The following is a 14,725-nucleotide window of genomic DNA, read 5'->3' as shown; positions in this document are numbered from 1 at the left end:
CTACTTCCCCCACGCCTCGAACTCGTAGATCCGGGCGGCGGAGTCGGTGTTCTGGGTCGGTTTGGTGATGGACAGCCTGACGTGGCGGGCGGTGAGGGTGACCGGGTGGGTGGTGGTGGCCGCCGTGTTGCCGGTGACGGTCACCGCGGTCTTCCACTCCTCCGAGGCGGCGGAGCGCACCTGGATGGTGAAGTCCCGGGTGTTGAACGCCGCGGACTCCCCGCCGGCCTGCGCGTGCCGGACCACGAACCGGGTCAGGGAGCGGGCCTCGCCGAGGTCCACCTCCAGCCACCTGTCCGCGGTGAGCGTGCACCACTTGTCAGAGTTCCCGCCGGTGACGCTGCCGTTGACGGCCTTGGCCGGACCCTCGTTCGCGTTGCACTGCCCGGAGGCGGTCGCCGGACGGCCGAGCGCGCGGTTCTCCTCCCCCGGCTCACCCGACCAGGCGACCGTCGCGGTCGCGGCGGCCGACCGGCCGTACTCGGTGGAGACGGCCTCGACCTCGATCGTCGTGCTGGTCTCCGCGCCGGCTCGGTCGAGCTGCGGCACGAAGTACGCGTCGTTCGGGGTCGCACCCAGGTACGTCCGGGAGCCGTCGGCGTTGCGGCGATAGACGTCGTAGTGGTGGACCTGGCCGGATCCGGGACCGGCGGCGGTCCAGGCCAGGCGCAGCGACTTGCGGGAGGGGGACACGTCGGTCGTGCCGAGCACCTGGAGACCGGAGGGCGCGGCGGGCGCGTCCACGGCTCCGTCGTACACGGCGAGCTGCCCGACCCGGATGTCGTAGGAGGCGGCGGAGCCCTCGGCGCGCAGGCCGAGCTGGGCGATGGTCTTGCCGGCGTGCGCCGACAGGTCCAGCGTCTTCCGCTCCCAGCCGGTGCCGCTCGTGGACCCCAGGTCGAACGTGGTGAAGGTGCCCGGCGCGTCGGTGAACGCGACGGCCGCCTTCAGGTGGGTCGGGCCCGCGGCGGGCGTCTTGACCACGACGGACAGCTTGGTGTCGGCCGTCACCGGCAGCTTCGCCTGGTAGAGCCGCACGGTGTTGGCCGCGTCGAGCTTCCCGGTGAGCCGCAGCGAGGAGCCGCCCTCGTACGCGTCGCCGTAGTCGATGGACGGCGTGAGCCGGGTCCCGGTGGAGTTCACCACCCACTGATAGGTGGGGGGCACGTCCTGCACCGACAGGTTGTTCCAGCCGCCGGCGCGCACGCGGGCCCCGCCGACGTTGTAGAAGTCGCCGTGCCCGGTGTTGAACCCGGTGACGAACGGCTTCGCGGTCACGGCCGTGGACTCGGCGATGTAGTGCGCCAGGCCCTTCCAGGAGGAGGAGGTCGCGGTGTTGGACGGGTCGGCGTTCGCGCCCACCCAGTACCGGGAGTCGCGGGTGCGGAAGTCGGCCGGGCCTGAGGAGGATTTCCACGTCCACTCGGGCCGGTAGATGCCCAGCGAGGTGACGTGCGGCTGACCGGCGGGGAACACCGCGTCCCAGCTCACCCCGGTGTTGTACCCGTTGGCCTCGGTGTCGATGCCCGCGTACAGCTCGTGCTCGTCCCGGCCGAGGGAGCGGGCCAGGTCGCGCGACGACCCCAGGTCGCCCGCGCCCCAGCCGAAGTCCAGGAACATCGAGTCGGAAACCCGGGCGGGGTCGCTCAGGAAGGCGTCGTTCGCCGTGGTGAGCGCGTCCTGCCAGGCCACCGAGCCGCTCTCGGTCATCGCGTCGTACCACATGAACTCGACCTGGCCCTTGGCCCGGGCGTACTTCATCAGCGAGCGGATCTCGGTCGCCAGGGCGGCGTCGCCGCCCGCGGTCTCCTGGTTGATGAACCAGCCGTCGAACCCGTAGTGCTGGGCCACCTGCACCAGTTTGTCAGCGACCGGGTAGTTCGAGCCGGACTTCTGCGCGAAGTCGCGCACCCACTGGATCTGCCCGCCGTACGCCGTGGGCGGGAAGAACACGGTGCCGTAGACCTTGACCCCGTTGCGGTGCGCGGCGTCGATCACCGTCGCGTTGGGGGCGAGGATGAGGCCCTCGCTCGCCGAACCGCCCCAGAAGACCAGGGTGTCGATGTACTGCCAGTAGGTGAAGGCGTAGTAGTTGGGGTCGAGGGAACCCTGCGACGGGTTTGCGGAGGTGGGCCCGAACGACACCAGCGAGGCGACCTTGCTCTCGCCGGCGCGCGCGTTCGGGTTGGCCTTGAGCGCGGGGTCGGAGGCGCGGGGCCGCAGCGGCACCCGCGACCGGTTGAACCGCGCGTCCGGGTCCGTCCCCGGGTCCCAGTTCAGGATCGTGTTCGGGTGCCAGTAGGAGGCGTAGGGCTGGTCGCCCGCCGCCCGCACCGCCGCGCGGCCCGACCGGCCCGGCGCCGCCGGGGTGGACGAAGCGGACGAAGCGGACGGGGCGGCCGAGGGGGACGGGTCGGCGAGCGAGGAGGGGGACGGGGCGGCGGGCGGGGAGGTGGGCCGGGCCGCGAGGTCGGCCAGGGCGGGCTGGGCGGCGAGGGCCGTCGCGATCAGGGCCCCGCACAAGGCGGGTAACACGCGGTGTCGCATCTGGACTCCCTCTCATTCCTGAGTGAGGACGGTGTCGATTCCCCGAGTCGTGAGGTGGCCCGGGTCGGCGGCGCGGTCGCCGGCGACGATGGCCACCGGTCCGGTCTGGCGCAGCCGGACCCATTCGGTGTGGAAGGCGCTGCCGGGCGCGACCTCGGCCCGGCGGCCGGGCTCGGTCCGCAGGTCCACGTCGCACCGCAGGGCGGGACGCCTTTCCCCGGTACGGCGGCGGCGCTCGCCGATGATCGCCGCGAGTTCCTTGGCCGCGGGCTTGGGGTGGTGGTCCACGGTGAACAGGCCCAGGTCGTACTCCCGCTCCGGGAAGTCGGTGAGGGAACGTTCCAGGTCGTGGGAGCACCACCAGGTGACGCCCCACAGGGCGGGGTTGGCGGTCACCGTGTCGAGCGTGCGGCGGACGAATTCGGCGGCGTGGGCGTCGGGCACGTCGGGCAGGGGCACGCCGATCTCCTGCAGCCAGACGGGCCGGGCCGGGTCGAGCGAGGTGGCCGCGGCCAGTTCGACGAGGTAGTCGGCGTGGCCGACGGTGGCCGGGCCGAGCGGGCCGTCGATCGCGGAGACGCCGTTGAACACCCAGGAGTGGACCGTGGTCAGGTCGCCGAGGTCCACGTTGTCGGCGGGATGGAACGGGTGCTCCGGGTCGTACCACGTGGCGTCGTACAGCGAGTGGAGAGCGAGCAGGCCGGGCGCGGCGGCGCGCACGACATCGACCAGCTCGGCGGCCCAGGCCGTGGACGCCTCGGGCGTGGTGGGGTTGCTCGGGTAGAGGTTGTTGACCTCGTTGCCGAGCGTGACGGCGAACACGTTGTCGCGGGTGGCGACGGCGCGGGCGAGCCGGTCGGCGTACACGGCGATGCCGTCGCGCACATCGCGGTCGGTGAAGAGGCTGCGCCGATGCCAGGTGAGCACCCACGACGGCAGGAAGTCGAAGCTGGACAGGTGCCCCTGGAGCAGGTCCACGGCGACGGACAGGCCGAACTCGGCGGCGACGTCGATCAGCGCCAGCAGGTCGTCCACGCCGCGCTGCCGGATCAGCGCCCGGTTGGGCTGCATCCACGGCCAGATCGGGAACACGCGCACGTGGTCCAGGCCGATCGAGGCCAGGTCCTCGAAGTCGTGGCGAACGGCGTCGAGCGAGAGGTCGAGCCAACTGTGGAACCAGCCGGCCGAGGGCACGTAGTTGGCGCCGTAGCGGATGGGGTCGGACAGGGGCACGCGTCCTCCGGGGGTCGAACGATCTCCCGGCGGAGCCTAAAGCGTTTTAGTCACCCTGCCAAGTCCCTGGCGGCGCCGTGCTCTCCCGGACCACCAGCCGGGGGGTCGCCGTCTTGACGTCCCGGCGCAGCCCCGGCTCGGCGATGACCTCCAAAATCACCTCGGCGAGCTGCTTGCCGAAGGCGAAGGTGTCGCGGGAGAGCGCGCTGATCGCGGGGTGCGCGATCCGGGTCAGCACCGAGTCGTCGAAGGCCACGATGGACAGCTCGTCCGGCACCTTCATCCCCATCTCGCCCGCCACGCCCAGCCCGGCCAGTGCCATCACGTCGCTGTCGTAGACGATGGCCGTCGGCCGGCGGGGACGCGACAGCAGCGCGCGGGTCGCGGCGGCGCCCTCGGAGTCACTGAAGTCGGTGTGCACCGATACCGCCTCCTCCAAGTCCAGCCGCCCGGCGCGGTCGCGCAGCGCGCGCGTGCGCCGCTGGGTGTGCCGGAACGCCGGGAGGCCCGCGACGTGGGCGATCCTGCGGTGGCCGAGCGCGGCCAGGTAGTCCACGACCGACAGCATCGCCTCGCGGTCGTCGGCCCACACGCTGGACAGGCTCCCGTGCTTGCCGGGACCGCCCAGGACCACCGCGGGCGTCCCCAGCTCCTCCAGCACCTCGATGCGCGGGTCTCCGACCTTGAGGTCCACCATGACGAACCCGTCCACCCGGTGCGCGGAGGCCCAGTCGCGGTAGACCTCCATCTCGGCCTCGGCGTCCTCGACGATCAGCAGGTGCAGCGCCGCCGACTGCGTCGACAGCCCCGCCTGCAGCCCGGACAGCAACTGGGCGAAGAACGGCTCCACGCCGAGGGTGCTGGCGGGCCGGGCGATGACCAGGCCCACGGCCTCCGCCCGAGCCCCGCCCAGGGCTCGGGCGGCGCTGTGCGGACGCCAGTTCATCTCCTTCGCGACCTGCAGGATTCGCGCGCGGGTGGCCTCGCCGACCCCCGGGCGTCCGTTGAGCGCGAAGGACACCGCGCCCTTCGAAACCCCGACCCGCTCCGCGATGTCGGTGATCGTCGGTCGGCGCACCACTGCTCCTTCACGAGTTCGTCTCAGCTATTGACACATGAGTCTAGCCGGAGGAATAGTCCCGCAACTAGAGCGATTTAGCACCCAAGGAGAGCGTCATGCGTAGGTACTGGACGGGACCGGCGGTGGCAGCCGTCATGGTCGTCTCGGGCTGCGGGCTCGGTGGGGCCGACCCGCAGGGGGCCCCCGCCCCGACCGCGGCGGCCACGGGCGAGGTGAAGGGCACGGTCACACTGCAGACCTGGGCCCTGAAGCCCAAGTTCACGACGTACATGGAGGGCGTCATCGGCGCCTTCGAGAAGAAGTATCCGGGCACGAAGGTCCAGTGGCTCGACCAGCCCGCCGACGCCTACTCCGACAAGGTCCTCAGCCAGGCCGCGGGCGGCACCCTGCCCGACGTCGTCAACCTGCCACCCGACTTCGCCCGCCCGCTGGTCAAGCAGGACATGCTGCTCGACGTCGCCCAGGTGGACTCCAAGCTGGCCGACGAGTACGTCGCGGGCGGCCTCGACGCGTACCGGTTCCGCGGCCACCAGGGCACCTACGGCTACCCGTGGTACCTCAACACCGACGTCAACTACTGGAACTCCGAGTTGATGACAAAGTACGGGCTGGACCCGAAGAAGCCGCCGACGTCCTTCGACGAGCTGGTCGAGCAGGCCCGGATCATGAAGGAGAAGTCGGGCGGCAAGGTCCTGCTGATGAGCCGCCGCCCCGAGATCGGGGACCTGAAGGAAGGGGGGGTCAAGCTCCTGTCCGACGACGGCACGAAGTTCGTCTTCAACACCCCCGAGGCCGCCGCGGTGATCGACGAATACCGCGCCGCCTTCAAGGAGGGGCTGATGCCGCGTGACGTGCTGACCGACACGTACGCCGGCAACGCCAAGCTGTTCAACGAGGGCGCGGTGGCCTGGACCACCGGCGGCGGCAATCACATCACGAGCGTGGCCAACGAGAACCCCTCACTCGCACCCAAGATCGTGGCCTCCTCCGACTTCGGCATTCCGCCGCTGTACGTCCAGGGCCTGTCGATCTCGAAGAAGACCAAGAACCCGCCGGCCGCGATCGCGCTGGCCCGCTGGGTGACCAGCCCGGAGAACCAGGCGGCGTTCGCCCATCTGGTGAGCATCTTCCCGAGCACGAAGGCCTCGGCGAACGACCCGTTCTTCAGCAAGAGCGACGGCACCAACGCCGGGGACGCCAAGGTCATCGCCTTCAATTCCCTGGCCAAGGCGGAGGTCCTCCAGCCCTTCGAGGTCACCGACGCGATGAGCAAGTTCATCCGGCAGCAGATCGCGGCGGCCCTCACCGGTGAGATCTCCTCCAAGGAGGCCCTCGACGCCGCGGTCGCCAAGTGCAACGAGCTGCTCAACCAGTGACGTCTCCCGCACTGACCCGCCCGGGGCGGCTGCGCCGCCTGTTCACGCCTTGGGCGCTGGTGGCGCCCGCCACGCTGTGGCTGCTCGTGTTCAACGTCTGGCCGTCGATCAACACGATCGTCCTGGCGTTCACGAACGCGAAGCCGCTGGGCGGCGGGCACTTCACCGGCCTGGACAACTTCGCCCGGGTGCTGAGCGACGCCCAGCTCGCCGACGCGCTGCTCAACAGCATCGTGTTCATGCTGGTCTGCCTGCCGCTGCTCACGGTCCTGCCGCTGCTGCTGGCGATCCTGGTCGAGAAGAAGATCCCGGGCATCGCGTTCTTCCGTACGGCCTTCTACACGCCGGTCGTCGCCTCCGCCGTGGTGGTCGCGCTGATCTGGAGCTGGGTGCTTAACGACCGGGGCCTGGTCAACGGGATCGCGCAGTGGCTCGGCGTCATCGCCGAACCGATCCCGTTCCTCACCGAGCGCTGGCTACTGGTGTTCAGCGCCATCTCCCTGACCGTGTGGAAGGGACTCGGCTACTACATGATCATCTATCTCTCGGCGCTCGGGAACGTGCGGCGGGAGCTGCACGAGGCCGCGGCCGTGGACGGGGCCGGGTCGATCCGCCGGTTCTGGAGCGTGACAATCCCCGGCGTGCGGAACACGATGCTGCTGGTCTCGGTGATGGTGGCGGTCTCGGCGCTGCGCGTGTTCTCGGAGCTGTTCGTCCTCTCGAACGGCACCGGCGGCCCCGGCGGGCGCGCCCAGTCCGTCGTGATGCTCATCCAGATGTACAGCCGCGGCTTCTACGGCCACTTCGGCTACGCGTCGGCGCTCAGCATCGTGCTGCTCGTCATCACGATCGGCCCGATGCTCCTGCTGCTCCGGCTCAACAGGAAGGCGGGCTGACATGCCCGACGTCACAGCACGCGCCGACCCCGGGCCCCACGCCGTACCGGATGAGAGATCGCGGCCGAAGCCCGGCCCGGCGCAGGGCAGGCACGCGGGCCGTACGCGGCGGCGAGGGCGGGGCGGCTTCGGTGCGGCGGGATCGGGCGAGCTGGTCCTGCGCTACACGCTGCTGGTGCTGGTGCTCCTGCTGCTGGTCTCACCGTTCCTGTGGCAGCTGTCCACCTCGCTGAAGAGCCTGCACGAGGACATCTACACCGAAACCCCGAGCTTCCTGCCGCAGCAGCCCACGCTGGACAACTACGCCCAGGTCACCGAGACCATCCCCGTATGGTCGTACGCGCTCAACTCCCTGATCGTGGCCGTCATCGTGGTCCTGGGCAACACCGCGGGCGCGACCCTCGCGGGCTACGCGCTGGCCCGGCTGAGATTCCGGGGCGCGAAGCTGCTGCTGGTGGGGTTCCTGTCCACCCTGGTGCTGCCCGGCGAGGTGACGATCATCTCGCAGTACATCACCGTGCGCGGGCTCGGCCTGGCGGACACGCTGCTGGGCGTCGCGCTGCCCGGCGCGATCGGCATGCTCAACGTGCTGCTGATGCGCACCGCGTTCATGGCCATTCCGCAGGAGATGGACGAGGCCGCGGTCATCGACGGCGCGACCCCGTGGCAGCGGCTGATCCGCATCGGCCTGCCGAACGTACGAGGCATGCTGAGCGTGATCACGATCTTCGCGTTCATCGGGGCCTGGGACGACTTCCTGTGGCCGCTCATCGTCCTCAACGACCCGGAGAACTTCACGCTCACCGTGGGCCTGCAGTACCTCAACGGGACGTTCACCAACAACCCCCGGCTGCCGGCGGCCGGGACCATGATCTCCTTTATCCCCATCGTGATCCTTTTCGCGTCGTTGCAGCGGTTCTTCTTCCGCGGCGTCGAAGAGGGCGCTATCAAGGGCTGAACCGGTTTCCAGAACGAGGAGTCTCTCCCCATGCATGACGACCGCGAGCTGGTCGAAGCCCGACTCAGGCGGGTGCTCGACGAGCGGATCCGCCCCGCGGTGTACCCCGCGTCCGTACCGCTGGACGTGGCCGTGTGGCACGCGCCCGGCGAGCCCGTGCCGGTGGCCGAGGGCCTGGCGGCCTCCCCCTCACCGATCGCGGTCGGTGACGCGTGGGGCGCGCCGTGGGGCACGAGCTGGTTCACGGTCACCGGCACGGTGCCCGCCGACTGGGCGGGCCGGACCGTGGAGGCCGTCCTCGACCTGGGCTTCGACGAGAACATGCCGGGCTTCCAGTGCGAGGGTCTGGTCTACCGGCCCGACGGCAGCCCGGTGAAGGGTCTCAACCCGCGCAACCAGTGGGTGCGCGTCGGCGCGCCGGTCCAGGGTGGTGAGGAGGTGCGGCTGCACATCGAGGCGGCCTCCAACCCGGTCATCCTCGACTACCACCCCTTCCTGCCCACGAAGCTCGGGGACGAGGAGACGGCCGGGAGCGAGCCGCAGTACCGGCTGGCCCGCATGGACCTGACGATCTTCGACGAGGCCGTCTGGCAGCTCGTGATCGACCTGGAGGTGCTCGGCGAGCTGATGGCGGAGCTGCCTGTCGACGGCGCCCGCCGCTGGGAGCTGCTGCGTGCCGTCGAGCGAGCCCTCGACGCGATCGACCTGCAGGACGTCAACGGCACGGCCGCCGCCGCCCGCGCCGAGTTGGCCGGGGTGCTGGCCACGCCGGCCGCGCCCTCTGCCCACCGGATCAGCGCGGTCGGGCACGCCCACATCGACTCGGCCTGGCTGTGGCCACTGCGCGAGACCGTGCGCAAGGTCGCCCGCACCACCTCCAACATGACCGCGCTGCTGGAGGACGAGCCGGAGTTCGTCTTCGCCATGTCCCAGGCGCAGCAGTGGGCGTGGATCAAGGAGCACCGGCCGGAGGTCTGGGCTCGGGTCGTCAAGGCCGTGGCCGAAGGGCGGTTCGTCCCGACCGGCGGCATGTGGGTGGAGTCGGATACGAACATGCCCGGCTCGGAGGCCATGGCCCGGCAGTTCGTGCACGGCAAGCGCTTCTTCCTCGACGAGTTCGGCGTCGAGAACGAGGAGGCGTGGCTGCCCGACACCTTCGGCTTCGCCGCCGGGCTCCCGCAGATCATCAAGGCGGCCGGATCGAAGCGGCTGCTCACCCAGAAGATCTCCTGGAGCCAGGTCAACAAGTTCCCCCACCACACGTTCCTGTGGGAGGGCATCGACGGCACCCGGATCTTCACCCACTTCCCGCCCGTGGACACCTACAACTGCTCGATGAAGGGCAGTGAGATCGCCCACGCGGCGCGCAACTTCAAGGACAAGGGCGTGGCCCGGCACTCGCTGGCCCCCACCGGCTGGGGCGACGGGGGCGGTGGCACCACCCGTGAGATGGTCGCCAAGGCGGCCCGCCTGCGGGACCTGGAGGGGTCGGCCACCGTCGTCTGGGAGACGCCCACCGAGTTCTTCGCCAAGGCCGAGGCGGAGTACCCCGCCCCGCCGGTCTGGGTCGGCGAGCTGTACCTGGAGCTGCACCGCGCCACGTTCACCAGCCAGGCCAAGACCAAGCAGGGCAACCGCCGCAGCGAGTCGCTGCTGCGCGAGGCCGAGCTGTGGGCGGCCACCGCCGCCACGCGTGTCGGGTCCGAGTACCCCCACGAGCGGCTCGACCGGATCTGGAAGACCGTGCTGCTCCACCAGTTCCACGACATTCTGCCCGGCTCCTCCATCGCCTGGGTGCACCGCGAGGCCGAGAAGACGTACGCCGCCGTGGCCGCGGAGCTGAACGAGATCATCGACGGCGCGCAGCGGGCCCTCGCGGGGAACCCCGGCTCCGGCGAGCTGGTCTTCAACGCGGCGCCGCACGCCCGCAACGGCGTCCCGGCCGGCGGCGCGGCCGCGGTTCCGGCCCCCGCCCTCACCGCCGAACTCCGCACGCGCGGCGAGGGCGGGTACGTCCTGGACGACGGCCTGCTCCGGGTGGAGATCGACGGCCGCGGCCTGGTCGTCTCGGCATACGACCTGCGGGCGGAGCGGGAGACGGTCGCGCCGGGGCATGCCGCCAACCTGTTGCAGATCCACCCCGACTTCCCCAACATGTGGGACGCCTGGGACGTGGACCAGTTCTACCGGAACACGGTGACCGACCTGGTGGACGCCGACGAGGTCGCGCCGGGCGAGGAGCCGGGCTCGGTCCGCGTGGTGCGCTCGTTCGGCGCGTCGCGGGTCACACAGGTCCTCACCGTGGAGGCCGGGCGGCTCGACATCCGCACCGAGGTGGACTGGCACGAGACCGAGAAGTTCCTCAAGCTGGCCTTCCCGCTGGACGTGCACGCCGACCGGTACGCCTCCGAGAACCAGTACGGCCACGCCTTCCGCGCCACCCACACCAACACGAGCTGGGAGGCCGCCAAGTTCGAGGCGTGCAACCACAAGTTCGTGCACGTGGAGGAGCCGGGCTGGGGCGTGGCGCTGATCACCGACTCCACCTACGGCCATGACGTGACCCGCACCGTGCGGGCGTCCGACCCGGGCACGACCACCACGCTGAGGGTGTCGCTGCTGCGGGCGCCGCGGTTCCCCGACCCCGAGACCGACCAGGGCCTGCACCGGTTCCGGCACGCGCTGGTGCCGGGCGCGGCGATCGGCGACGCGGTGCGCGAGGGCTGGTTCCTCAACCTGCCCGAGCGGCGGGTCCCGGGCGACGCCGAGGTCGCGCCGCTGGTCACCGTGGACGACGACGCGGTCGTGGTGACCGCCGTGAAGCTGGCCGACGACGGGAGCGGGGACGTCGTCGTCCGCTTCCACGAGTCCCGGGGAGGCCGGGCCCGCGCCCGCGTCTCCACCGGCTTCGCCGCCACCGGCGTCACCGTGACCGACCTGCTGGAGCGCCCGCTCGCCGACGCGGACGGGCCGGATCTGATCGACGGGTCGGTGGCGGTGTCGCTGCGCCCGTTCGAGCTGGTCACGCTGCGGTTCAGCCGCTGAGCGCGCGCCCTCGGCGTACCGCCCGGGTGGGCGGTACGCCGAGGGCCGGGCGACGTCCTCCTCCAGCGGGGAGCTCACCCCGATCCTGCGGCCCTACATCGATCGCTCCTCGATCCGGGCCGGCTGGACGCAGCCGGCGCTCCGGCTTCTTCGGGTGTTGATGAGATTTCAGGGATTCCGAAGGTCTATCGTCCTCATCGTTCGTCCTGCTCTGACGGTGAAGGCGAGGAGGCCCGGGTTGGCACTGGCGGTGAGACGCATGCGTTCAGTGGGGATACGGATGCTGACCTGGACGACACTGCTCGCGACCGCGGTGGCATGCGGCCAGGAACGGCCGGTCGCGCAGGACGGTATCGCCCCGTCCGCGCAGGAACACGCATCTACGCCGAGCCCCGCCCCCGAGGAGGGTTCCAAGGCGCCCGCGGACACTGCCGAGCATTCCGATGAACCGCGCGAGAGCGACATAGGTCCTGATCACAGCTTGTTCGAAGGCAAAGTCACGCTCGCGGACGGACGCCGGGTGGCGATGCACTACCGGCGCGGCGAGGGACTCTTCGAGCAGCACCAGATTCCAAACGCCGGCGGATGGACCAAGCCACGCCTGATCTACCGCACCAGGACCCCTGCCTGTCAGGGCATCGAGCTCCAGGCCAGCGATGGCACGGTCACGGCGATCGCGGACTTCGGCCTCTACTGCGCGGACGGCGAGCCGCCGACGGAGTCCATCGCGGCGGTGGGGATGGGGGACCTGCGTAGATGGGATCACCACCTCACCAAGGACTTCGACGGCTGGGAGCGCGTCACCGTCACCGACCACGGCAGGAAGGCCACCTTCGTCAATAGGTCCCTGAAGGGGCATACCACCCTCGTTTGGACTTTGACCGGCGGCTTCTCGGACCCGGTGGACAAGCACGCCGACTGAAAAAGAGCTGGTCACCGGCCGCTACCGGCGGACTCGGAACTGCCGGCGATCACCGTGCCGGCCCGCGCCCCGAACGCGCTCCAGAACCGCCGGCGACCCCGTCAACGATGGGATGATCGTATGACCGCGCCACCGCGATGCTCATGCCATGGGCGTGAGCACCGCGATCTGGTACCCGTCGGGCCCTGCGACGAGCTGGTAGCAAAAGCGCTCCCGCGCCTTGCCGTCATAGGACCATGTGACATCGACCCATAGGCTGCCCGGTGCCTCCCCCATGACGACGATCTGTCCGTCAACAGCGTCGATTCCGTCGTATTGGCCCCACGACGCGGCAAAGAACTCCTCGGTCTGGCCGGCATCGCCGACGGCGATCGACTTGCCGGGTAACACGATCAGCGAGGGGACCGCATACATGCCCGCGATCGCCTTCTCGTCGCGGGCCAAGAGCGCGGCCGCGTATCGCTCGAAGAACTCGTGCGCCGTGTCACTGGTGTCTGTCATGGCACTCATGCTAGGAACCAAACCCGACAAGCCGGTGTCACCTTTAAGGTGAACCTGTGAACCGAGGCACCCGGCTCGCCGCATCCTCCCGCGACGGGCATCTGGCACTGCGGCGTGTCGAGCGCCAGCAGGCGCTGATCGAATGGCTGCACGCCGCCCACGGCCAACGGATACGACTAGGGGAGCTGGCGCGCGGCCTCGGCGTGTCCGCGCGGACGGTTGCCCGCGACGTGGAACGGCTCCGACTCAGCGGCGTCCCGCTGAACGCGCACCAAGGCCGTGGAGGCGGGGTGAGCCTCCTGCCCGCCCGCTCCACGATTGCCATCGTGTTGGATCTGCCAGAAGCCGCCGCGCTGATGTCCAGCCTCGCGGTGCTCGGGCCGAGCGTGAGCCAGAGCGCGGCCTCGGCCATGCGCAAGCTGGCCGAGGCTTTGAACCCGACCGACCCGGGTGGCCGTTGACGAATCTGCGGCCGGAACCGGCCGCAGACAGCGGACCATGGACGTCCTCCAGCGCTCGACGCAGGTCATGATCGACGAGGCGGCCGCCCGCGGGCAGACCGCCTCGACCCGGTCGGCGTGGACTCCACCACAGCCCGTCCCCGCGGCGTGGTGGGCACGGGCTGTGGTGGAGTCCACGCTGCAGGAGCCGAAGAAGACCGTCAGGAAGAAAAGGGGCTGCGCGAACGAGGCGAAACCAGATTCAACCTGCCCTGTACCGGGCCGCGCCACCATCCGTTGGAAACCCGATGGACGAGGCGGTCCAGGCGATGCGATAGTCCCACCGTGACCGAGACCACGGCCTCCCCCACGCCCATCGCACCCATCTCACTGGCCGGCGGCCTCGTCCTGCGACAGGCACAACCCGCAGACCTCGACCAGATCGGCACGCTCCTCAGCGAACGCGGCGAACCGGCCGACGCCCTCGACCACCGGCTGGTCGTCACAGACCCCGACGCCGGCTGGTCCGCCTGCGCCGTGGTCGTCGACGGCGACCGGGTCGTCTCCACCGCAACGCTCCTCGACGAAGAAGTACGCATCGGCAGCATCCGCCTACCCGCCGGCCAAGTCGAACTGGTCGCCACCGACCGCGAATATGAAGGACGCGGACTCGTACGGACGCTCATGCAATGGGCCCACGACCGCTCCGCCGCCCGCGGCCACGTCATTCAGGCGATGATCGGAATCCCGTACTTCTACCGGCTGTTCGGCTACGAGTACGCCATCGACATACCGCCGGCGCTGACCGTGCACACCCCACCGCCCGGCGAGGCGACACCCGCACTCCGCGCCGCCCGGCCCTCCGACATCCCCGCCATGGCAGCTCTGCAGGCCACGACCCAGAACCGGTTCGACGTGGCCATGCCACACTCGGCGGCATGCTGGCGATGGTTGCTGGCCCACGAGGCGAGCACCCTCTGGGTCCTGGAGCACGCCGACACTGTCATCGCCACCGGACGCACCACGCCCCCCGACGACCAGGTGCTTCTGGCCGAGGCCGCCGCACTCGACGAGGCGGCGGCACGGGACCTGCTCCGCGGAGTCGCCGCCCTGACACCCGGCAGCCAGGTGCGAGTCGTCCATCGGACCGGCACCGTGACCGCCGCCGCCTGGCAGGAGTTCCTCGACCACGAACCGCGCAAGCAGGCGGAGCAGTACTACGTCCGCATCCCGCACGTCGCGGCGCTGCTCGACCGGTTGCGGCCACTGCTCTGGCACCGCCTCACCACAGCCGGGATGGATCGCACCGGCCGCGACCTCGTCATCTCCACCTTCGGCGCCCACTACCGGATCCCGGTCCACGCCGACGGCCTCGGCGAGGTCATCACCGGCGGCGCGATGCAGGGGCCCGGAGCCGTGGGGGGCGCCGGAGTGGCGCCCGACCACCTGGCCGCCCTGCTGTTCGGCCCGCACGGAATCGAGGGGCTGACCCGGATCCGGCCCGACGTCTACGCCGGGGAGGAGGAACTGTTCCAGGCACTCTTCCCGCCGCTCACCGCCGATGTGCTCAGCTACTACCTGCCTTACTAGGCCTGTTCGGGATTCGGATCAGCGTGGACGCCGGCTACGAGAACGCCTGGCCGACCGCGCCCGCCTGGTTGCACGAGGCCCGAGCCATCACTACCCGGCAGGACCGACTTGCCGCGCCGGCCGCCTTCCCGTACCG

General features: G+C 70.4%; 11 protein-coding genes. 7 read left to right on the top strand and 4 right to left on the bottom strand.

The features are described 5' to 3' along the window. Genes ACQPYK_RS21955 through ACQPYK_RS21945 form a run of 3 tightly spaced genes read right to left on the bottom strand, consistent with a single transcriptional unit; the run spans position 1 to position 4,858 of the window. A complete protein-coding gene (locus ACQPYK_RS21955) occupies positions 1 to 2,547 on the bottom strand; it encodes an endo-beta-N-acetylglucosaminidase (protein WP_433257943.1) in 2,547 nt (848 codons plus the stop codon). 12 nt (positions 2,548 to 2,559) lie between these two features. Then, complete coding sequence (locus tag ACQPYK_RS21950) at positions 2,560 to 3,780, bottom strand: glycoside hydrolase 5 family protein (protein WP_433257941.1); 1,221 nt, start codon at positions 3,778 to 3,780, stop codon at positions 2,560 to 2,562. Between the two features lie 46 nt (positions 3,781 to 3,826). Beyond that, positions 3,827 to 4,858: a LacI family DNA-binding transcriptional regulator gene (locus ACQPYK_RS21945; RefSeq protein ID WP_433257940.1), complete on the bottom strand. Its 1,032-nt coding sequence runs from the start codon at positions 4,856 to 4,858 to the stop codon at positions 3,827 to 3,829. 98 nt (positions 4,859 to 4,956) lie between these two features. Here ACQPYK_RS21945 and ACQPYK_RS21940 point away from each other — a divergent pair, with 98 nt between their 5' ends. The 5 genes from ACQPYK_RS21940 to ACQPYK_RS21920 all read left to right on the top strand — a co-directional run bounded on the left by ACQPYK_RS21940 (position 4,957) and on the right by ACQPYK_RS21920 (position 12,058). After that, positions 4,957 to 6,237, top strand: coding sequence for an ABC transporter substrate-binding protein (locus ACQPYK_RS21940; protein ID WP_433257938.1), 1,281 nt, complete (start codon positions 4,957 to 4,959; stop codon positions 6,235 to 6,237). Further along, on the top strand, positions 6,234 to 7,133 hold the full coding sequence (locus tag ACQPYK_RS21935) for a carbohydrate ABC transporter permease (RefSeq protein ID WP_433257936.1): 900 nt from the start codon (positions 6,234 to 6,236) through the stop codon (positions 7,131 to 7,133). Before ACQPYK_RS21940 ends, ACQPYK_RS21935 begins: the two co-directional genes overlap by 4 nt. 1 nt (position 7,134) lies before the next feature. After that, complete coding sequence (locus ACQPYK_RS21930; protein ID WP_433257934.1) at positions 7,135 to 8,091, top strand: carbohydrate ABC transporter permease; 957 nt, start codon at positions 7,135 to 7,137, stop codon at positions 8,089 to 8,091. 30 nt (positions 8,092 to 8,121) lie between these two features. Continuing rightward, a complete protein-coding gene (locus ACQPYK_RS21925) occupies positions 8,122 to 11,136 on the top strand; it encodes an alpha-mannosidase (RefSeq protein ID WP_433257933.1) in 3,015 nt (1,004 codons plus the stop codon). Positions 11,137 to 11,416: 280 nt separating this feature from the next. Next, positions 11,417 to 12,058, top strand: a complete 642-nt coding sequence (locus ACQPYK_RS21920) for a hypothetical protein (RefSeq protein ID WP_433257931.1) — start codon at positions 11,417 to 11,419, stop codon at positions 12,056 to 12,058. Positions 12,059 to 12,199: 141 nt separating this feature from the next. Here ACQPYK_RS21920 and ACQPYK_RS21915 read toward each other — a convergent pair whose 3' ends face one another. Further along, positions 12,200 to 12,559, bottom strand: a complete 360-nt coding sequence (locus ACQPYK_RS21915; RefSeq protein WP_433257929.1) for a hypothetical protein — start codon at positions 12,557 to 12,559, stop codon at positions 12,200 to 12,202. 56 nt (positions 12,560 to 12,615) lie between these two features. On the opposite strand from ACQPYK_RS21915, the gene ACQPYK_RS21910 reads away from it, so the two are divergent. Together ACQPYK_RS21910 and ACQPYK_RS21905 are read left to right on the top strand one after the other, a co-directional pair. Continuing rightward, on the top strand, positions 12,616 to 13,020 hold the full coding sequence (locus ACQPYK_RS21910; protein ID WP_433257927.1) for a helix-turn-helix transcriptional regulator: 405 nt from the start codon (positions 12,616 to 12,618) through the stop codon (positions 13,018 to 13,020). A 324-nt stretch (positions 13,021 to 13,344) separates the two neighbouring features. Then, positions 13,345 to 14,589: a GNAT family N-acetyltransferase gene (locus tag ACQPYK_RS21905; protein ID WP_433257925.1), complete on the top strand. Its 1,245-nt coding sequence runs from the start codon at positions 13,345 to 13,347 to the stop codon at positions 14,587 to 14,589. The last annotated feature ends 136 nt before the right edge of the window (positions 14,590 to 14,725 follow it).

This window comes from Streptosporangium sp. CA-135522, from assembly GCF_050949235.1.
Classification (GTDB): Bacteria; Actinomycetota; Actinomycetes; order Streptosporangiales; family Streptosporangiaceae; genus Streptosporangium.
The sequence above is the reverse complement of the archived record's forward strand: the minus strand, read 5'-3'. Positions and strand labels throughout refer to the sequence as shown.